The 19,661-nt window shown below is 49.4% G+C and carries 17 protein-coding genes; 15 read left to right on the top strand and 2 right to left on the bottom strand.

Annotated features, from left to right (window positions below; translation table 11 throughout):
• The first annotated feature begins 4 nt into the window (after positions 1 to 4).
• Positions 5 to 1,393 carry an MFS transporter gene (locus tag Q0577_RS02445; protein WP_298732461.1) on the top strand — a complete coding sequence of 463 codons (1,389 nt, stop codon included), beginning with the start codon at positions 5 to 7 and terminating at the stop codon, positions 1,391 to 1,393.
• 13 nt (positions 1,394 to 1,406) lie between these two features.
• On the opposite strand, the gene Q0577_RS02440 is transcribed toward Q0577_RS02445, so the two are convergent.
• Positions 1,407 to 1,787 (bottom strand): SnoaL-like domain-containing protein, encoded by a 381-nt coding sequence (locus Q0577_RS02440; protein WP_298732459.1) that lies wholly within the window; start codon positions 1,785 to 1,787, stop codon positions 1,407 to 1,409.
• A gap of 120 nt (positions 1,788 to 1,907) precedes the next feature.
• On the opposite strand from Q0577_RS02440, the gene Q0577_RS02435 reads away from it, so the two are divergent.
• Positions 1,908 to 2,783: a carbohydrate kinase gene (locus Q0577_RS02435; protein WP_298732457.1), complete on the top strand. Its 876-nt coding sequence runs from the start codon at positions 1,908 to 1,910 to the stop codon at positions 2,781 to 2,783.
• On the opposite strand, the gene Q0577_RS02430 is transcribed toward Q0577_RS02435, so the two are convergent.
• Positions 2,780 to 4,756, bottom strand: a complete 1,977-nt coding sequence (locus Q0577_RS02430) for a glycosyl hydrolase family 18 protein (RefSeq protein WP_298732456.1) — start codon at positions 4,754 to 4,756, stop codon at positions 2,780 to 2,782. The two genes, Q0577_RS02435 and Q0577_RS02430, sit on opposite strands and share 4 nt — an antisense overlap.
• A gap of 296 nt (positions 4,757 to 5,052) precedes the next feature.
• Between Q0577_RS02430 and Q0577_RS02425 the strand changes: the two genes are divergently transcribed.
• The 13 genes from Q0577_RS02425 to Q0577_RS02365 all read left to right on the top strand — a co-directional run bounded on the left by Q0577_RS02425 (position 5,053) and on the right by Q0577_RS02365 (position 19,656).
• Entirely contained in the window at positions 5,053 to 5,625 is a 573-nt protein-coding gene (locus Q0577_RS02425) for a DUF4255 domain-containing protein (RefSeq protein WP_298732454.1), read from the top strand.
• Positions 5,626 to 5,756: 131 nt separating this feature from the next.
• On the top strand, positions 5,757 to 6,461 hold the full coding sequence (locus tag Q0577_RS02420) for a hypothetical protein (protein WP_298732452.1): 705 nt from the start codon (positions 5,757 to 5,759) through the stop codon (positions 6,459 to 6,461).
• A gap of 18 nt (positions 6,462 to 6,479) precedes the next feature.
• On the top strand, positions 6,480 to 7,982 hold the full coding sequence (locus Q0577_RS02415; protein ID WP_298732450.1) for a phage tail sheath C-terminal domain-containing protein: 1,503 nt from the start codon (positions 6,480 to 6,482) through the stop codon (positions 7,980 to 7,982).
• Between the two features lie 46 nt (positions 7,983 to 8,028).
• Positions 8,029 to 8,508, top strand: a complete 480-nt coding sequence (locus Q0577_RS02410) for a phage tail protein (protein WP_298732448.1) — start codon at positions 8,029 to 8,031, stop codon at positions 8,506 to 8,508.
• A gap of 1 nt (position 8,509) precedes the next feature.
• Complete coding sequence (locus Q0577_RS02405; protein ID WP_298732446.1) at positions 8,510 to 8,962, top strand: phage tail protein; 453 nt, start codon at positions 8,510 to 8,512, stop codon at positions 8,960 to 8,962.
• Positions 8,963 to 8,964: 2 nt separating this feature from the next.
• On the top strand, positions 8,965 to 9,132 hold the full coding sequence (locus Q0577_RS02400) for a DUF5908 family protein (protein ID WP_298732445.1): 168 nt from the start codon (positions 8,965 to 8,967) through the stop codon (positions 9,130 to 9,132).
• Positions 9,133 to 9,145: 13 nt separating this feature from the next.
• Positions 9,146 to 9,826 carry a hypothetical protein gene (locus tag Q0577_RS02395; RefSeq protein WP_298732443.1) on the top strand — a complete coding sequence of 227 codons (681 nt, stop codon included), beginning with the start codon at positions 9,146 to 9,148 and terminating at the stop codon, positions 9,824 to 9,826.
• Positions 9,827 to 9,829: 3 nt separating this feature from the next.
• Entirely contained in the window at positions 9,830 to 11,644 is a 1,815-nt protein-coding gene (vgrG, locus tag Q0577_RS02390) for a type VI secretion system tip protein VgrG (protein WP_298732442.1), read from the top strand.
• A gap of 7 nt (positions 11,645 to 11,651) precedes the next feature.
• Positions 11,652 to 11,954 carry a PAAR domain-containing protein gene (locus Q0577_RS02385; protein WP_298732439.1) on the top strand — a complete coding sequence of 101 codons (303 nt, stop codon included), beginning with the start codon at positions 11,652 to 11,654 and terminating at the stop codon, positions 11,952 to 11,954.
• A 3-nt stretch (positions 11,955 to 11,957) separates the two neighbouring features.
• Positions 11,958 to 12,377, top strand: a complete 420-nt coding sequence (locus tag Q0577_RS02380) for a GPW/gp25 family protein (protein WP_298732437.1) — start codon at positions 11,958 to 11,960, stop codon at positions 12,375 to 12,377.
• Positions 12,377 to 16,198 (top strand): hypothetical protein, encoded by a 3,822-nt coding sequence (locus Q0577_RS02375; RefSeq protein ID WP_298732435.1) that lies wholly within the window; start codon positions 12,377 to 12,379, stop codon positions 16,196 to 16,198. Before Q0577_RS02380 ends, Q0577_RS02375 begins: the two co-directional genes overlap by 1 nt.
• Before the next feature lie 12 nt (positions 16,199 to 16,210).
• Complete coding sequence (locus Q0577_RS02370; protein WP_298732433.1) at positions 16,211 to 17,002, top strand: hypothetical protein; 792 nt, start codon at positions 16,211 to 16,213, stop codon at positions 17,000 to 17,002.
• An 11-nt stretch (positions 17,003 to 17,013) separates the two neighbouring features.
• The gene (locus Q0577_RS02365; protein WP_298732431.1) at positions 17,014 to 19,656 is read left to right on the top strand and encodes a hypothetical protein; all 2,643 of its coding nucleotides are present in this window, start codon (positions 17,014 to 17,016) and stop codon (positions 19,654 to 19,656) included.
• The last annotated feature ends 5 nt before the right edge of the window (positions 19,657 to 19,661 follow it).

Here is a 19,661-nt window from a genome sequence, read left to right as displayed (position 1 = left end):
ATACATGAATATGAGCAAGGATAAGCCTGGGATGAGTTTCCGGGAGATATTGAACATGAGCTTCGGCTTTCTGGGTATCCAGTTCGGTTTTGCCCTGCAAAACGGAAATGCTTCCCGTATACTGCAAACCTTTGGCGCCGATGTGGAGCATTTGTCCCTTTTCTGGCTGGCGGCCCCGCTTACCGGTATGATCGTGCAACCGATCATCGGGCACTACAGCGATCGAACCTGGAACCGCCTGGGAAGACGTAAGCCTTATTTCCTGGTAGGTGCTTTGGCAACTGCCCTGGCGCTGGTGTTGTTGCCCAATGCGGGCCTCATCACCGCTATATTGCCGCCTGTACTGATAGGGGCAGGCATGCTGATGATCATGGATGCTTCCATTAATGTGGCCATGGAACCATTCCGGGCACTGGTAGCAGACAATCTGCCGGATGCGCAACGCAGTACCGGTTTCTCCGTGCAGACCTTCCTGATAGGGATAGGGGCCGTAGTGGGCTCCTGGCTGCCTTACCTGCTGGCTGCTTATGCCAATGTACCTAAAACAGCGCCTCCCGGGCAGGTGCCTGCTAATGTAAGTTATTCGTTCTATATAGGAGCAGCGGTATTGCTGGGTTCTATATTATGGACGATCATCAGCACAAAAGAATATTCTCCGCAGGAACGTGCGGCTTTCCACCCTGCGGAAGCAGAAACAGCAGATCAGCATAAAGGAATAGGGGCGATCTTCGGGGACTTCTCCCGGATGCCCACGCCCATGCGGCAACTGGGCCTGGTTCAATTCTTTTCCTGGTTTGCACTGTTCTCTATGTGGGTATTCACTACACCTGCCATTGCGCACCATGTTTATCATGTGATGCCCGGCGATACTGCTTCCGAAAAGTTTGCAGACGCAGGTAACCAGGTGGGCGTGCTCTTTGGCGTCTATAATGGTGTGTCTGCGGTGTATGCTTTACTGCTGCCTGCTATCGCAAAAGCTACCAGCCGCAAAACAGCGCATGCCTTGTCACTGACGGCCGGCGGCCTTAGCCTGCTGTGGATCTATTTTATCCAGTCGCCTGCCATGCTGATCTATCCTATGATAGGCATCGGACTTGCGTGGGCCAGTATCCTTTCAATGCCCTATGCAATGCTATCCAGCGTATTACCGGTGAAGAAGATGGGCGTTTACATGGGCATCTTCAATTTCTTTATTACTTTTCCGCAGATCGTGAACGGATTGTTTGGAGGACTGATCGTAAAGTATTGTTTTGGCGGACAGGCAGTATATGCATTATCAATGGCGGGTGTTTTCATGTTGCTGGCCGCCGTAGCAGTCATGTTTGTAAAGGAAGGCGATAAAAAAACAAGGCTGCCTAAAACAGTGCGTCTTAGTCAGCCTGGTGAAGTTTAATGTTCTCCTCTCTTTACATATAGAACTGTTCGGAAATTATTTTTCCGTCTTTCACCTGGTACACACCCAGCTCGCCCATCTTCATACGGCTTTTTCCTTTCATGGTCATGTCCATGGTCATTACAAGTGCAAAGGAGTTTTCGGCCACCAGGGGCTCGGATACACTGTTGCTATGCATCTCTTCCACCATAGCCTCAAATTTGCGGCCTTTCTCTATAATAGCGTCCAGTCCTTTTGTTTCTTTCGCAAAGTCAGGTGTTTCATAAGGCTCTATGCTGATGGCATCATCGGCATATAACTCTTTCTGCGCAGCTTCATATTGACCCAGGCGGCAAAGTTCAGCGAGGCGGGTAGCAATCTGCTGAGTGGTCAGTGTCGTTTGTTGTGTGGTCATGATGGTAAATTTTTTGATGTGAGTACAGTAAAATAGTATATAAAGATACTGCCCTTCGCGCAACCACACAAAATGGACAGGTGATGATTGCGACATGATAATTTTTCATATCTTCAAAACATGTTCAACATTGTTTGCTTCGGAGAAATGTTATGGGATGTGCTGCCCGACAAAGAACTGCCCGGCGGCGCCCCTATGAATGCAGCCTATCATCTGCAGAAACAGTCCCAGCAGGTAGCGGTCATATCAAGAGTTGGAAAGGACGATTATGGAGAGCGGTTGCTGGACCTGCTGCGCAGGAACGGCCTGAACACTGCATGTGTTCAGCAGGATCCGGTACATGGCACTGGTAAGGTATTGGCACAGCCAATCAGTGATCATGATGTGCAGTACAACATCCTGTTCCCGGCAGCCTGGGATTTCATTACTTGGGATCCTGCATGGGAGAACCCGTTAAGGCAGGCGGAATATTTTGTATTTGGCAGCCTGGCTGCGCGCCATGAGGTGTCCCGCGAGGCCCTGTACAAAGTACTGCAATACAACGTGAAGAAAGTACTGGATATTAACCTGCGGCCGCCGCATTACACGCAGGAAGGAGTGAGCTATTTACTGCAGCATTGTCATATACTTAAACTGAACCAGGCAGAGCTTGAGCTCATCAGCAGCTGGCTGGGTGATTATCCTGCAAGAGAAGATAAGATGAAGGCGATCTCAAAAAAATACAATATCAGAACGATTGTTGTGACCATGGGAGGAGAGGGCGCTATACTATATATGTATGAACGTTTTTACTACCACCCCGGTTTCCGCGTACAGGTAGCAGACACCATCGGCAGCGGCGATGCCTTCCTGGCAGCTTTTCTCAGCAGCCTTATCCACGGGCGTACAGCAGAACAGTGCCTGGCCTATGCCAATGCTGCCGGTGCATTGGTGGCTGCGCGTTCAGGCGCCTGCCCCGATTATGACGTGTGGGAGATTGACACACTCCTCGATTAAGGCACCTCATCCCTTTTCAGCAAGGGCAGCAGTATAAAGCGGGTGCCAATGATCCCTACCAGTACACCTATTGCCAGGATGATCAGCAGTGAATTCAGCGGAATGCTGTGACACTGTTCCGGGTTATCAGTGATACCCAGCCATGGCAGGTGTTTACTCAGGAAGATAGCCATTGCGCTGGTGATCACCATTAAGTGCACCAGTATCATCAGCAATACCAGCGTTTTCTTTTTCAATTTCCACTCGTCGCCATTGCTACGTATACCGGCCACATAAAAAATAGCTGTTGCCAGCGTTAAGCAAGCCAGGACAATAGCGGCTATCGGAAAGTAGTGGTCTCCGGCATAATCGGTGGTTTTAACACTGCAGGGATCTTTGAACATCTGGTGATAGGCATTCAGTTCCCTTTTTACCTTCTGCCAGAAAGTGAGATGAACGGGGGCGGGGGGAATAAGCCGGATAGTGTCCAGGTATACCGTATCCATTACTACAAATTTATCTACCAGCTCATCCCACAAATCAGCATAGCCGTCATCTGCTCCCAGTGTCCAGATAGCCACGCCTCCCAGATCGTTATTTAATACATAATCATATTTAGGGCCAAGTGTACTGGCGTCATCAAACCATATTTCCTCGGCTACCTCGCCGGCAGTATTCTTTACTTCAATAAATGCAGAAGAGGCCGTTTCATCATAAAGAGCCACCGTATCTACAGGGTAGCGTGCTTTTATTTCGCGATAGGAAATATAATTACTAAAGCCGTCCGGCTGGCCGGGCAGCCCTTTTTTCCATACCGCTCCATAGTAGGGTAGCATCAGCACAAATTTGGCCGGGGGGATATCCCTTTGCAGGTAGCGGGCGACAGTGGCATCTATAGATTGGGCGGGATTCCCTTTCAGGGGCGCCAGCGCGCCGGCGTTGTGACCCGAGGCCCGGCTGAAATCTATCATGAAAAAAGTAACAGCGGTGTTCATGGCTTTCAAGTCGTAAGCAAGATCCTTGTCAAAAGAAGGGATCACCACGTTCACCGCATAATTAATGTTGTAAGTACGCAACTGGCTGCTCAGGGTGGAAATAAAATGACTGAATGCCTGCCGTTGTTTACCGGTCAGCTGTTGGAAGTAGATGGTCACCGCCGTAGCATTTTGCTGGGCCAGCACGCGTGCCAGCGTATCTGCAAAGATCAGCTGTACTTCCGGATGTTGCAACAGCGCGTTGATGTTAGCGGTATTTTTGTCGGATATGATCAGTTGAATATTACAGCCCGCTGTTCTGGCTGCCTGCACGGCTTTCAGATCACCCTCTTTGAACGCAGGTTTGACAAAACCTGTTTTGCCGTCCATCGTATAGCCCAGGAAACCGAATGTAGTGAGGGCAATGAAATTGTAATTAAGAAATTTGTCGCCCATCCAATAAGGATGGATGCCGGTTACATTTACTTTTTGTGTGAGGTCCAGGGTATATCGGACGCCTGTGCTGTCGCTCAGGGCAAGTGTATCCACCTGGTCGCCGGGACGGCCATATACGGCCCTTACCTGTTTCAGCTTTTCCTGTTTGGCTTTTTCAGATTGAGCGAGGTCAGTTTTCTGCTGAAGTATAGGAAGCATTTTATTGACCAGTGCATTCAGGTCATTTTCTGAACCGGATGCGCTGCCAGCGTCTGTTGCAGGTTGCGGCGTATCTGTTGGAGGCGGAGGTGGTACGCGGCAACATCCGAAGGTGTTGAGCAGTGCCACCAGTGAATCGAAATGCTGGTTCTCCGTTTTAGACAGCTCCTCATTCAGCAGTTGTATATCCCTGTTGGTTACTACCAGTGAGTCTGAAAGTACCTGGTTGATGATTGCGATAATACGTTCCTGTTCGCGGGCCCTTGCGTTTTTCCGGAACTTGAAAGCATTGAGTATTTTTTTGATCAGTTTAGTTTTTGCTTCCGCATCTTCCGGAGGTTTAGGCAAACTTGCCTTCTCCGGCATCTTTGGTTGCTGACCATAGGTGACCGTTATGCCAGTACTTAAAATAAGGAATAGGAAAGTACACAAGGCTATTTTTCGGGAGGGACTCATTGTCGTGCTTAATGTGTATAGAAGATAGAAAATTAAATTTTAAATAAAAATTTTTATCTTAATTTTTAAGCGACTATATTGTGGCGATAATTAGTAACACTGCAGCTATTACTCAATTTAACCAAAGTTTTTCAAAATAACTAACAGACAGTAACAATCAATCACCTTTACCTTAGGTCTGTCACAAGACAGCAAATTAAAACTTAATGATCTATGAAACCTTGATCTGCATTACAGACGAGATTAATAGCAATTTCAAGAGGAAGCTCCAAACTAATGAAGAGAAAGCGATCTTATCAGGTATTGTCAACCAGGATGGAACGGTTGCCATACAGGGTGAGAATAAGATCATAGTAACATTGTTGAATGTAGAGAAAGATACAATTGGTAGGAACGCTGCCGGGCTTCCTATTGGTGTGGCATCTCCAAACACAGCGCCGGCGGTTAATATCAATCTCTATGTCTTATTCTCTGCCTATTTCAGCAGTACAAACTATCATGAAGCCCTTAGATTTCTTTCCTTTGTAGTTGCCTACTTTCAGTCAAAGAATGTTTTTACCAATGCTAATACACCTGCTATGGACCCTAGGATAGGAAAACTCATTTTTGAACTTGAAAGCCTGGGAGCAGATAAGCTGAATAATATATGGACCACGCTGGGAGCCAAATATATGCCTTCCGTTGTGTATAAGGTGCGTATGCTTACGTTTGATGATTCTATTATCAGGGAGTACAGGCCGGTTATAGACGACGCCTCCGGAAATGTAGGGCCTGCATGACCACAACATATCTCAACTGATATAAGGTGAAATATGAGATACTGACCGCAGTATTCTACCGTCATACTTTTTCTCAGGGTTCCGGTTATGAAGGATTCAGCGTTGGTGTCCCTGCGCATACGGCAAAATGTATGTCTCAGCACGGTTTAATATGTAAACCGGTGCGCGATGGTTTTTTACTGTTACACCATACCAAAGCAATGGACGTTTTGCTGAAGGAGAAATTACGCCTGGTATTTGACCTGGCATTGAAAGATGCCTTGTTCTATAATTATACGCAATTGAGTGCCGGCAATATTGCCGGTAGCTTTTTTCGTTTTAATAATGAGCAGGAACGTGCATCAGCTGAGCTGTTGCACAAGGATGCGTTTGTAAAGGAAGAAGATTTCCGGCCTTTGACTGACCTGACAGAAAAGTATTTCGTCAAACCATTCGGGCAGGTAACACTGTTGCTGGACGAACAGCTGTTATCTTCTTACTACATCTCCTTTCAGGCCCGCGCTACCCGCTGGTGCTATTTTCTGATGAGTGAAGACCTGAAGGCGCTATCTCATCCGGCGATAATAGGTACTAACGGTAACGGGCATTTTGATTTACCGGTAACAGTTACGCTGCCGGACAATACAAAGGCGCCGGTGTTGATATCAAAAGCGCCTGTGCCGCTGGGAGCGGCTGCTGCGCATGCGTTTCAGCTGGTAGATTATACTGATGCAGCAGCAGGTCGCTACAAGGTGATCATTCCATCGTTGCCGGCGCCGGATATCAGCAGGATTTCAAATGCGGCCGCTGCCTTGTATGAAAAAGGGAATAATTACTCCGAAATATTTTTATACTAATCACAAAACTCACAAGATATGGCTTCAACATTAATGACCCCTGGGGTATATATTGAAGAGAAGAACGCCTTCCCAAGTTCGATCACTGCCGTTGCAACGGCAGTACCTGTATTTATCGGCTATACGCAGAAGGCCGAGCGGAACGGTAAATCGCTGGTACATAAACCTACCCGGATCACTTCTTTTGCCGAATACCTGGAGAATTTCGGCAGCGCGTTCAGGCCTAAGTTCACACTGGGCGAGCCTGATCCTAATGTGAAACAGGAAACTTTCCGATTAAACGGCAAGGCCACTATTGTAAAGCTGAATGATAAGAACACAGCTTATCTGTATAACAGCATCCGGCTGTTCTATACCAACGGCGGCAGTGTTTGTTATATACTTTCTGTAGGCACCTATGAAGAAACGCCGGATGGATTTGAAATAGCTGCGGATGATTTTATCGGTTCCGATTCAAAACCCAATGTGTTTTCTATCCTTGAAAAAGAACCGGAGCCTACCCTGATCGTAATGCCGGATGCCATTGCACTCGGTGAAGATTGTTATACCAGTGTTTATACCCAGGTGCTGAATCACTGTGCTGCCATGCAGAGCCGTTTCGGCATCTTTGACCTGGTAAAACAATCGCCTGCAGATACCACCGATGCCGTTGTTGGTGCATTCAGGGATAAGATAGGTATTAACTTCCTGAACTATGGCGCTGCCTACTATCCCTGGCTGAAAACAGCCATCGTACAGCCCGATGAGGTATCCTTCGAAAACCTCGATGCGTCTGTTGATCTTGAAACCGTGCTGCCCGAACCCGCTGCAGGCCAGATCGTAAAGAAGTATAAGGAGATTGCAACGCCGGATGCGCATGCCAAAAAGAACTATCATCAGTCTTTAAAAGCGGCCAGCCCTACTTATGTGCATATACTGGATGAGATCCGCTCCATGCTGAATGAAATGCCCCCCAGCGCCGCTATGGCAGGTATCTATACTTTGGTGGATAGTTCGCGTGGCGTATGGAAGGCTCCCGCCAATGTATCACTGGCTTCCGTAAATGCACCTACCGTAAATATATCCAACGAAGAGCAGAAAACACTGAACGTGGATATCATGGCGGGTAAATCCATCAACGTGATCCGGCCTTTCCCCGGCGTGGGCACACTGGTATGGGGCGCCAGAACCCTGGATGGCAACAGTCTTGACTGGCGCTATATCAACGTAAGGCGTACGCTGATCATGATAGAACAATCTGTGAAGCTGGCCAGCCGTTCCTTTGTGTTTGAACCGAATGACAATTCTACCTGGATCTCCCTGCGCACCATGATCAGCAACTTCCTGGAGAATTTGTGGAAACAGGGCGCCCTGGCAGGATCTGCCCCGGCGCAGGCTTTTGACGTGCAGGTAGGCCTTGGGGCTACCATGACGCCGCAGGATATCCTGGACGGTCTGATGCTGGTAACTGTGAAGGTAGCCCTTACACGCCCGGCAGAGTTCATCGTGATCACTTTCCAGCAGCAGATGCAGCAGGCATAAGTAAACAGTACATTCACCTCATTCCTAACCATAAAATTTTTAAGTCATGCCAGCAACAGACGGCTCAGCGCAATCAGCTAATGTATGGCCATTGGTCCGGTTCTCTTTTAAAGTAACCTGGGACGGCAACGAGATTATCTTCCAGGAAGTAACCGGCCTTACTTCAGAAACACAGGTGATCGAATACCGCGGCGGCAGCGCCAAGATCTACTCTACGGTGAAGATGCCCGGTATTCCCAAGTACAGCAACGTAACATTCAAGAAAGGCACTTTTGTAGGCGATACTACAATATGGAAGCTGTATACCGGTAATACCGGCATCAAGATGAACACCATCAAACGTGCCACCATTGTAGTAAGCCTGCTGGATGAAACCCAGGCCATTGTAATGAGCTGGACACTCACCAACGCTTTTCCCGTGAAGGTACAGGTAACCGATATGAAATCAGACGCCAATGAGGCCGCCATTGAAACAATGGAAGTTGCCCATGAAGGGCTGATGATCACAGAGCCGAAACTAAGCTGATATGCCTGAACCTACTGCTTCTTATTATCCGCCGTATGCATTCCATTTCAGTGTAACAGTGGATGGGTTCACCGGCGCGAATGAAGGGAGCTTCCAGGAAGTAAGCGGCCTTTCGGTCAAAATGACTCCAATGGAGGTAAAGGAGGGAGGGGAAAACCGCTTTGTACGGCGGTTGCCCGTCCCTCCCAAATATGAAAACCTGGTGTTAAAACGGGGCATGCTGGTAGGCTCTTCACTTACTAAATGGGTGCAGAACAGCCTTACCACATTCTCATTCACGCCTAAAACGGTATTGGTAAAGCTGCTGGATGGCGATGACAGTGTAATCGCTGCCTGGTCTTTCAGCAATGCCTACCCGGTGGCGCTGAAGGTGTCTGATTTCAAGGCGATGGAGAACAGTCTCGCCATTGAAACCCTGGAGCTTGCCTTTGATTATTTTAAACAAACAAAATAGCAATGCCGCTTGAAATCAGAGAGCTGGTGATCAGGGTCAGTATAGAAGAGCATACTGCCGCACCCGTGAATAACATCGGTGCCAAAGAATTGCAGGCGCTGAAAGATAAGATCATACGGGAGTGTATGGATAAGCTGCTTAGCAATCTGGAGAACTTATCAGTAAGGTAAACAGTAGAAAGACATGCCGAATTTCCCACCGGCCCAGCCAATAAAATTGTTGATACAGGGTTATTCAGACCCAAATGCTGTATCGGGATTGATGGGTTCAGTAACGGCTGCCATCAACCCGGAAAGCTATTCGCTGAGTTACAACATCGCATATAAACAAGCCGAAACATTGGGCGGCGCAGCTCCGACTGAGATATTCACACGGATGGACTCCGGCGATTTTGAGCTGGAGCTGCTGGCAGATGGAACAGGCGTAACGCAATTGTCAGGTGCTGCTAACGTAGACGAATATGTTAAAAGTGTAAAGAACCTCGTTTACAACTACCAGGGCACGGTACACCGCCCCAACTATCTGCGGATCACCTGGGGCAAAACCGTATTCACCGGGGTTTGTAAGAACATTACGGTAAAGTACACACTGTTCAACCCGGACGGCTCGGCCCTGAGAGCGCTGATCAAGCTAAGCCTGTCAGAATCGGTGCCGCTTACCACACAGGGACAGCAGGCGCAGAAGTCCTCTCCGGATCTTACGCATATGCGTACGGTGAAAGCCGGGGACACCCTGCCCCTGATGACCCATCGCATTTACGGGGAGCCTTTTCACTACATGGAAGTGGCCCGCGTAAATGGCCTGAACAGTATTCATGATATTAAACCGGGAGATGAGCTTTATTTCCCGCCACTAAAAAGATGATCCATGGCAGGTGCCATTCCTACAAATATACAGGACCCTACACTGCGGGTAACCGTTACCGCTAACGGTACCGCCATACAGGACCTGTTCTCACTGGTGTCAGTACAGGTGCATCATGAGATCAATAAAATATCCACAGCGGAGATTGTGATCACTGATGGCACCACTTCCGAGGCTTCGGGCGGCGTGGTAGGAGACTATCCCGCCAGTGACAGTTCTTATTTTATACCCGGCACTGCCATTGTTATTGCTGCCGGTTATGGTGTGCTGCCTGCAGAACAGCTGTTTTCGGGAATAGTGGTGAAGCAGGCCATACAGGCAAATGAAGACGGGCGGTTCAGCCTTATAGTAACCTGTAAGCACCCTGCGGTAAAGATGACCATCAGCAGGAAAGATGCGGTGTTTGCCAGTCAGACAGACAGCGCCATCATAGCCACCCTGGCAGGTAATTATGGTTTATCCGCCACAGTCACCTCCACATCAGACGTCAATGAGCTGATGTTCCAGAAGTTTGCTACAGACTGGGATTTCCTGTTGGCGCGTGCGGAGTTTAATGGTTTTATTGTTAAGCTGGTGGAGGGCGGCATCACCGTGGCGCCGCCTTCGGTATCCGGTTCGGCAGTGTTGCTGGTGGCCTTTGGGCAATCGATCAACAGCTTTCATGCAGAACTGAATGCTGAACGGCAGATCCCCTCCCTATCGGCTGCCGCCTGGGATCCACAGACGCAGACCATGCTTACGTCCAGCGCTGCAGAACCAACCCTGAACACGCAGGGTGTACCCGCCCCCAAGGCGCTGGCCGATGTTTTAAGCCAGACGGCAATGGAGATGGTAACAACATCCCCAATGACGCAGGCAGAACTGCAAACCTGGGCCAATAGCAGCCTGTTACGCCTGCGGCTGCAGGCAGTGAAGGGCAAAGTATCTTTTATGGGTAATGCCTCGGTATTGCCAGACACTATTATAGAACTATCCGGCGTGGGTTCCCGCTTTGACGGCAACGCCTACGTAACGGCTGTTACGCATGTAATGAAAGAAGGACATTGGCATTCGCACGTAAAGTTCGGACTGGATAGTAAACCGATCTATGAAAGAGAAAATTTCTCTTATCATCCTGCCAATGCACAGCTGCCGGCTATACGCGGTTTGCAGCTGGGAGAGGTGGTAAGCATCTCAGAGGATCCCGGCGCAGAATACAGGGTACAGGTAAAGCTGGCCTCCAATGCAGCCGGGCAGACGGGTACCTGGGCGCGCCTGGCCAATTTCTACGCAACCGCCAATGCAGGGGATATTTTTTACCCCGAGATAGGAGATGAAGTGGTAGTAGGTTTCCTGGAAAACGATCCCCGCTTCCCGGTGATCCTGGGAAGCCTCTACAGCAAGGGCAAAACGCCTCCGGTAGTACAGTCAGACAATAACAACTATACGAAAGGATTGTATACCAAAAGCCAGCTGAAACTTACATTCGATGATCAGAATAAGGTGATCACGATCGCTACGCCCGGTGGTAACACAATTACCATGAGCGATACAGACCAGGGCATCACAATCACAGACATGAACCAGAACAGCATCAAAATGTCTTCTTCCGGCATCAATATCAACAGCATGTCGGATATTTCGATACAGGCAACCGGTAACCTGTCGCTTACCGGGAACGCTGCGGTCAAGGTCTCATCGCCGGTAGATGTAACAGTAAGCGGCGCCAATGTTTCCGTTAGTGGCACGGCCGGTTTTTCGGCAACAGGGGCGAGCTCCGTTTCTGTAAGCTCCGGTGGAATGATGTCGCTTACCGGCGCTACTGTGATGATAAATTAAATGAAAGATGGGACAACCAGCTGCAAGATTAACAGACATGCATACCTGCCCCCTGGTGACGCCCGGTTTACCGCCCATTCCGCATGTAGGCGGACCGGTTATCGGTCCCGGTGTGCCCAACGTGCTGATAGGTGCGCTACCGGCTGCTGTGATGGGAGATATTATTACCTGTGTGGGACCTCCGGACACCATTGTCAAAGGTTCTGCCACGGTATTTATAGGCGGCCGTCCGGCAGCCCGTATGGGCGATACAACAGCCCATGGTGGTGTGATAGTGACAGGCTTCCCCACCGTATTGATAGGAGGATGAATTATGGCAAAAGAAATTCAAACATTTTTAGGCACAGGCTGGAGCTTTCCGCCTTCATTTGATAAACTGGATGCCAGTGTGCAGATGGTATCCGATGTTGCGGATATTGAAGAAAGCATCCGCATCATACTGAGCACCATCCCCGGCGAGCGGCTGATGCAGCCGGATTTTGGCTGCGACATAAAAAAGCTGGTGTTTGAAATAGCAGACACCTGGCTGGTGACCGAGCTGAATCATATTATCTATCACGCGCTGCTGCAGTATGAGCCCCGTATCAATTTCATTGGATTGACGGTGGCCGACAGAAGTGAGCAGGCTGGCGTATTATACGTACAACTTACCTACACCATTATTGCCACCAATACCAGGCACAATATGGTATATCCCTTCTATTTCCAGGAAGGTACCAATATCAGTGACTGATGAGCAATTTCTTTGAACATATAGAGGATGGTATCAGTCAGTTAGAAAGGCAGCTGGAATCGTTGATGCCGGACTATGTAAAAGTGGACGAAAGATCGCCGCATGAATTGTTACAGTTGCTCGCACGCCTTTCTTCCCAGTTTAATTACTATGATTTCCAGGACCGCATAGACGGAACCTGGGAAGAGTTTTTTCATGCCGACCTGCTGGTAATGCTCATTACCGCCGGCAGCCTGGATTTTACCCGCTATGAAGCTGATTTTCTACGCATCCGTAACAATCTTCACCAGGCAGAAAATGATGACAGCCTCTTTGACCATACACGCGCCCTTTTCCTCTTACTGTATGATATCGGCATTGTGCTGATGGACCTGATGTACAAGCTGCAGCGGGCAGACAGAAATTACCAGATAGGGCGGTACCTGGTACAGGTGATGGACAGCCTGGAAGAAGATATGACGCGCTTACACCGCTTTGAATACCAGGTGAGCAACCTGTTTCCGCGACAGCTGGCCCTGCATGAGCACCGTATACGTCCCCTGGAAACAACCCATCGTCTGCGCCGTTTATACCCTAAGGCATTTGATAATCCCGGTGAGGGACAGGAAGTGTTTGAAGGGTTCTTTTCCCTTAATACGCTGTATGATTCCCTTCGTTCAAAATTTTACCAGGTATCCAGTTCCGCTACCTATTACCTGCGTACCCAGCTGCAGGAAGTGCAGCACACCCCGCATATGGGGCTGCTGATCGCGTTCCTGGAGCTATATAAACATCTGCAGGCACAGATCAATAAAATACCCAAACGGCATCTTGATTTTTATTACCGGCAGATATTAGGCGTACAGGTGCTGCCCGCCGTGCCGGATAAAGTGCATATTTTCCTGGAGCCCGTGCCGCATATCCTCAGCTTTACCATCGAGAAAGGGCAGGTGCTGCTCGCAAATGTGCATGCAAGAAAAGAACCGTTGCAGTATATGCTGGAGGAAACGGTGAAGGTGCACAATATAAAGATCATGTCGCTGCATACCTTGTTTGTAAGCGACTATCTGCAGATCAGTGCTCCCGCTTTAGACCAGCAGGATATCAGGGAAGCGCAGGCCTACCTGGCGGTGCACCCCGTGATCCAGCCGGCTGACCTTGAGAAGGAAGGCACCGTTATCCGCCCCTGGCCGTTACTGGGAGAAGATCAGCATGATCTTTCCCCTTCCAGGCGTACAATGGAGGATACGGATATCGGGTTTATCGTAGGTTCGCCGGTGTTATACCTGCAGGAAGGCAGCCGCCAGGTAACAATAAAGCTTTACTTCGAGCCATCCACTTTCAGCGCTTTCCTGGCTTATATAAAGAATTTTGCCGCCGTGTCTAACCGCAGCGAAGCTGTTACGATGACCCAGTTACTTTCCGGCGCATTTCATCTGTACTATACAACAGAAGAAGGGTGGGAAACCGTATCCCGGTTCAGCGTCAGAAGCTCCCGGGAGACGCTCAATGAAACCTGCCTGGAGATCAATTTTTTGCTCGACGTTACAGACAAGGCCTGGCGCACCTATAATGAAGCAGTGCATCAGTGCGGGATAGATGCCCGCAGTCCCTTGCTGAAAGTGTTGCTGAACAACGCCTGCTTCCATCACCCCTACTCATTTCTGAGCAACCTGGTACTGGAACGTGTGAGCATGAACGTGAGAGTGGAAGGACATCGTTACGTTAAAATACAGAATAACATCGGGCTGCTGAGCCCTGCAGGCGCATTCATGATGTTTGGCCCCCAGCCTTATGTAGGCGCCTTTCTCGACATCAATAACAGCAATATCTTTAACCGGTTTACACGCAGCTTCAGCATAAAGCTGGAGTGGCTGAATCTGCCGAGGGATGAAAACGGCTTTGAAGCCTATTATGACGGATACGACGCAGGCTATCGCAATGATGCTTTTAAAATAGGCATCAGCAGCCTGAATCATGGCGCCTATTTCCCTGAACGGGATAGTCAGCAGCAGCTCACGCTTTTCCAGACCACGCGGGACAGGGAAGGAAATATCTATCTCGCGGAAGAAACGCTGCTGGAAAATATAGATATTTCCAAGCTCTCTTTTTCCAATGACATGCTGCTGGAAAAAGAACAAGGGCAACATGTGCCTTTATACATGGAAGGAGGCGTACGCCTCTACCTGGCAGCACCGGATGAAGCGTTCGGGCATCGCCTGTTTGAACAGATCTATCCCGGTGTGGTAATGTACAATTCACAGCACACCCTCTTGCCCAGGAAAAAAAAGCCGGTGCCTGGCCTGCCGTATACGCCAAGGGTAAAGACCCTCTCACTTAACTATACCCTGGAACATACGGAAGCGTTGAAATCAGTACAGTCGGCGCAGCAGGGCGATGGCCTGGAGGTATATCATGCCATGCCATCAGGTTTCAGCAAAATATATCCCCAGCCGGGAGGAAACACCTTTTCACTATTGCCACAGGCGCCTGATATGGCTAATCTATGCATTGGTTTTAACAGGCTCCATGGCAACGAAGAGCTGTCTTTGCTTTTCCAGCTGGATGAAAAGTATTACAGCGATACGGCATCAGCCAACGGGCCTTTAAAATGGAGCTACCTGGATAATAATGCCTGGGTACCTTTTGCAAGAACGCATATCCTTTCTGATGATACCAACAATCTGCTGAAGAGCGGTATCGTGAAGCTCCGCATACCCGCCGGTATCCGTAATGGTAATACCATACTGGATCCCGCCCTGTACTGGATCCGGATATCCTCCGAAACGGCCCTGAGCGCCAATCCCAGGGTAGTGGGCATATTCCCCAACGCGGTAGTGGCCCGGCGGCAGACGGAAGACATTGCACAAACACTGGAAGAAGCTTTGTCCATCGCTCCCTTTTCTATTAAGAAATTTAAGTCTGATATCAAGCCGCTGCAGCATGTATGGCAACCCTTTCCATCTTTTGGCGGCCGCCGCCAGGAAACGGAAGCGCAATACTATACCCGGGTAAGCGAACGCCTGCGGCACAAGGCACGGCCCGCCTTCGGCTATGATATTTCCCAGGTGCTGCTGCAGGAATTCCCAGAGCTGCTGATCGTAAAATGCCTGAGCGTGGAAGATCAGCAGTTTCACATGCCGGATATGCCAGACATTATGATCATTGTAGTGCCCTGCCAGACGGCCAACGGCTTGTTCAATACACTGGAACCCAAAGTAGACCTGGCCACACTATACAGGATACAGGCCTTTGTGCAGCGTACCATCTCTTCTTTTGTGAAAGCAGAGATCCGCAATCCCGTGTATGAGCGGGTAAAGGTAGTATGTAAAGTGCGTTTCAACGGGGAGCAGGATAATCAGAACGAGAACCTGTATCTCCAGATGCTCTATGATGATATTAAACGTTACCTGTGCCCCTGGCTCTTTGGGGAAGCGGCTAATTTTAAAGTAGGCAGCGTGTTGTACCGCTCGGAGATACTGAACTTCATTAACCGGCTCCCTTATGTGGATTATGTGACGGGGTTTTCACTGGTACATTTTTATTACGAGAAACACCCGCGTACAGGACAGGTCACCGCATGCATCACAGATACCGCACTGGATGACAGGCCTTTCATACGGGTATCTGTTCCCGAAGGCGTATTTATTCCCGCTGCCGAACACCTGATCAGCATATTACCCGAACCGGGTTACGAAGACCCTGCTCCGCTGGGTATACAGGGCCTGGAAGTGGGAGACGAGCTGCTGGTAGGAAAAGATCACGATACAGGTCCGCCGCCGCAGCCGCCGCCAGATCCTTTTGATGAGGAACTACTCACTATCACCATTCACCCAAAATAAAATTTCGCTGATATGGAACCTAAACAAAATAAAAAGGTATACGGCCGTGAAGAGCTTAAACAGTATTTCCGGAATGGAAAGATGCCGTCCGAAAACCATTTCGGCTACCTGATAGATTCTACCATTAATAAACAGGAAGACGGCTTTTCAAAAGATGAAGAGAACGGGTTGCAGATAGCCGCCCTCGGATCCTCCAAGCGGCTGCTCTCTTTCTACAAAGCTACCGACGACCTGGAGCCATTCTTTTTTGTGGAGAAAGATGAGTACGAGTATCCCGCGCTGCGCCTGCAGCCCTATCTTAACGGACAGGACGCCAGGGATGAAAAGAAGGATACCAGCGGTTTCTTCTTTCATACAGACGGTAAGCTGGGCATCGGTAAGAAATGCGATCCTGATTTTAAAGTGGATATTAAGGGCTTTACCGCCATGGAAGGGCGTACCGGCAGCTACAAGGTGGGAACGGTGCCTGCGGATGGAAAATGGCATCCCGTATTACAGGAGCTGGACAATTGCCAGGCATTCGAAATTGTAGCAAGAACGGGTCTGAAGCACGCCGGCCGTCACGCTATGATGCATGCATATGCGGTGAGCACTTTCGGCAGCTCGCGGAATAAGATCCGGCAGACATGCGCCTATTACGGGTTCTGCTGGAACAAGATCAAGGTACGCTGGAAGGGAAGTACCCATAACTATGAGCTGCAGATGCGCACCAACAGCAACTATGGCCTCGGCGTGGATATCTATTACCGCATTACCCGGCTCTGGGCCGATGAAATGTTTATGCCCGAAACCTATTACTATTAAAATATACTATCATGCCCGATACCCATATTGTTATTGAACGGGATAAGCGCCGGGATCCGGGATTTGATTATGAACAGCTGCGCCGTGAAGCCATTGAACATGTGCAGCGCTTATCTGGTAAAACGTGGACAGACTATAACCTGCATGATCCAGGGGTCACTATCCTGGAACAGCTGTGTTATGCCATCACGGATCTGGCATACCGTACAGATTTTCCGATAGACGAAATACTCGCAGATAGAAAAGGGGATATAGATCCGCTGCTACATGCTTTCTTCTCAAAAGGAGCGATCATGAGCAGCGCCGCCGTTACGATCAATGATTACCGTAAGCTGGTGCTGGATGAGGTGGATGAAGTGGAGAATATCTGGATAGAACCGGTAAAAGGGCTGCAGCCCTATGCATGTACAAAAGGCGTGTACAGGGTGTTCCTGCAGATGGAAGATGCATTGGTGGATGCCAGGCCGGAAGCACAGCAGGCAGTTATTGACGCCGTTTGCAATTGCCTGATGTCTCACCGGAACATCGGGGAAGATGTGGAGGAGATCATCGTGCTGCAACCCCAGTTCATGGCCGTACAGGCAGAGATACTGGTAGACGGGCGATTCGATGCCCAGGAGATAGCGGCGCATGTCTGCAATGCTTTTGAGTTTGCCATGCATCCGCCCGTACGCTATTTTACGGAAGATGAGCTGCTCAATAAAGGATATGCCGTGGAGGACATTTACAGCGGTCCCTTGCTGAAGAAGGGGTTTATCGCTGACAGCGATCTGACAGAACGCAAAACAATGATCGATCCGGCTGATCTGATGAAAGTGGTGTCTGAAGTACCGGGCGTACTGAAGGTAAAGAACCTGAATATTGCCGGTGAAGATGGTGTGTTCACCTCAAGACCGGTCATGGTAAAAGAAGGGCATTATCCTTTTTTGCAGGTACCCGGTGAAAAGAATGATATCAGGATCTTCAGTGACAAGTACGAATATCTTTTAAGGGATGTAGTGTTCTGGAACGCTTACCAGAAAGCAAAGACCATTACCCGGCGCAGGTTTGTCGGTCAGAAAACAGGAGAGGCTTATCCGCGCTTAAAAGCGGAATACCGCAGCGTAAGCCGTTACTACTCATTGCAACATCATTTTCCCGGTATATATGGAATAGGGTCTGAGGGACTGGATGCATCATCGCCCGACCGGCGCAAGGCACAGGCCAAACAGCTGAAGGCCTATCTTTTATTCTTTGAACAGCTGCTGGCTAACTACCTGGCACAGCTGGGCAACCTGGGCAGCTTTTTCTCTCCGTTGGCTGGTAATACACCGCCCTATACCTATGCTATCCAACCGCTTTATAATGTGCCGCATGTACGGCCACTGATCAGCGCGTTCACCAACGAGGCCCTGCCTGCGGGTAAGACCTGGGAACAGTTTGTACAGGATACCGGGAACGCCTATATAAAAGCTTTGCTGGAAGGGAATGAAACCGATAAAGTATACCAGGAAAGAAAGAACCGCATCCTGGACCACCTGATGGCACGCTTCAATCTTTTCCTGATCACCTATCCCGTCAGCTTATATCACCAGGTTTATGATGACCAGACCTCCAATAACAGGGTGAGCGCTGAACTGGAATGGAAGGCTGATATCCTGCGTCATGTAGTACGGCTGACCGGTAACCGCTTGCGTTCTTTCAACTACCGGGATGACCTGCTGGAACCGGGCCAGCTCTCCGGTTATGAAAGATGGCTCTATAAACTGTTATACATACCCGATGAAAAGAAGAAACGGCTCAGCGCTGTTTTTGACGCTCCTCACCTCAAAGTAAATGTGGGCAGCAGGACGGCGCATCAATCGCACTTCCATTTTATCAGGGAATATCATTTAAAGGATGAGGTACTGAAAGTAGAGCTGACAGACGCGCCTGCGGTAGCAGATCAGCCTCCGGTCTATAATTTTGCGGGCCAGCCCTTATCCTTTCTCAGAACGGGCCTGAGCATGGACAATTACCGGATCGTTCATGATGAAGAAACGAAGGAACACCTGGTAGTGTACCGTCACCATCACCATGATGCATGGAAGATCGTGCTCAGGGCAGCTGGCCGTGATCGTGCCGCTGCAGCGCTGAAAGATATGATCCGCCACCTGAAACAGATCAGCACAGATTCAGAAGGCTTTTACCTGGTAGAGCACCTCCTGCTGAAACCCAGACTGACAGAAGCCCGTTTCGGGTTCCGCATGTTTGACCGCAATGGACAGCAGTTACATCAGCATCCTTACTGGTCTACCTTTGAAGAAAGAGAAGCGCAGCTGCGCGCCTTGCAGGATGAGGCAGCAAAGCAACAGGCGTATTTTGAATACTATGTCAAACATGACTCCGGTAGAATGCTGCGGGAAGATTTTTTTCGTTTCGGGCTCACAGTAGTATTCCCCGCATGGCCTGCACGGTTTCAGCTGCCCGAATTCAGGGACTTTGCAGATGGATTGTTCAGGGAACGTACACCGGTACAGCTTCGTCTGCAGTTAAAGTGGCTGGGTATCGCCGCCATGCGCACTTTTGAAGAACATTATTTTAACTGGTTAAAAGCCATGCAGGATAACCGGGATGTACAGGCAGCCGCGCAGCCGCTGATCTCTTATCTTGCCAATGATCAGATGACCTGGTAACAGAT

Origin of the sequence: uncultured Chitinophaga sp. (assembly GCF_937898475.1) — a bacterium.
Classification (GTDB): domain Bacteria; phylum Bacteroidota; class Bacteroidia; order Chitinophagales; family Chitinophagaceae; genus Chitinophaga.
Note: the sequence above shows the minus strand (reverse complement) of the source record. Positions and strands in the feature narration are given on the sequence as shown.

Excerpts from the sequence above, each read along its gene's own strand:
- Q0577_RS02445 (WP_298732461.1), top strand. The coding sequence starts at position 5 with ATGAATATGAGCAAGGATAAGCCTGGGATGAGTTTCCGGGAGATATTG.
- Q0577_RS02440 (WP_298732459.1), bottom strand. The coding sequence starts at position 1,787 with ATGACCACACAACAAACGACACTGACCACTCAGCAGATTGCTACCCGC.
- Q0577_RS02435 (WP_298732457.1), top strand. The coding sequence starts at position 1,908 with ATGTTCAACATTGTTTGCTTCGGAGAAATGTTATGGGATGTGCTGCCC.
- Q0577_RS02430 (WP_298732456.1), bottom strand. The coding sequence starts at position 4,756 with ATGCCGGAGAAGGCAAGTTTGCCTAAACCTCCGGAAGATGCGGAAGCA.
- Q0577_RS02425 (WP_298732454.1), top strand. The coding sequence starts at position 5,053 with ATGATCTATGAAACCTTGATCTGCATTACAGACGAGATTAATAGCAAT.
- Q0577_RS02420 (WP_298732452.1), top strand. The coding sequence starts at position 5,757 with ATGTCTCAGCACGGTTTAATATGTAAACCGGTGCGCGATGGTTTTTTA.
- Q0577_RS02415 (WP_298732450.1), top strand. The coding sequence starts at position 6,480 with ATGGCTTCAACATTAATGACCCCTGGGGTATATATTGAAGAGAAGAAC.
- Q0577_RS02410 (WP_298732448.1), top strand. The coding sequence starts at position 8,029 with ATGCCAGCAACAGACGGCTCAGCGCAATCAGCTAATGTATGGCCATTG.
- Q0577_RS02405 (WP_298732446.1), top strand. The coding sequence starts at position 8,510 with ATGCCTGAACCTACTGCTTCTTATTATCCGCCGTATGCATTCCATTTC.
- Q0577_RS02400 (WP_298732445.1), top strand. The coding sequence starts at position 8,965 with ATGCCGCTTGAAATCAGAGAGCTGGTGATCAGGGTCAGTATAGAAGAG.
- Q0577_RS02395 (WP_298732443.1), top strand. The coding sequence starts at position 9,146 with ATGCCGAATTTCCCACCGGCCCAGCCAATAAAATTGTTGATACAGGGT.
- vgrG (WP_298732442.1), top strand. The coding sequence starts at position 9,830 with ATGGCAGGTGCCATTCCTACAAATATACAGGACCCTACACTGCGGGTA.
- Q0577_RS02385 (WP_298732439.1), top strand. The coding sequence starts at position 11,652 with ATGGGACAACCAGCTGCAAGATTAACAGACATGCATACCTGCCCCCTG.
- Q0577_RS02380 (WP_298732437.1), top strand. The coding sequence starts at position 11,958 with ATGGCAAAAGAAATTCAAACATTTTTAGGCACAGGCTGGAGCTTTCCG.
- Q0577_RS02375 (WP_298732435.1), top strand. The coding sequence starts at position 12,377 with ATGAGCAATTTCTTTGAACATATAGAGGATGGTATCAGTCAGTTAGAA.
- Q0577_RS02370 (WP_298732433.1), top strand. The coding sequence starts at position 16,211 with ATGGAACCTAAACAAAATAAAAAGGTATACGGCCGTGAAGAGCTTAAA.
- Q0577_RS02365 (WP_298732431.1), top strand. The coding sequence starts at position 17,014 with ATGCCCGATACCCATATTGTTATTGAACGGGATAAGCGCCGGGATCCG.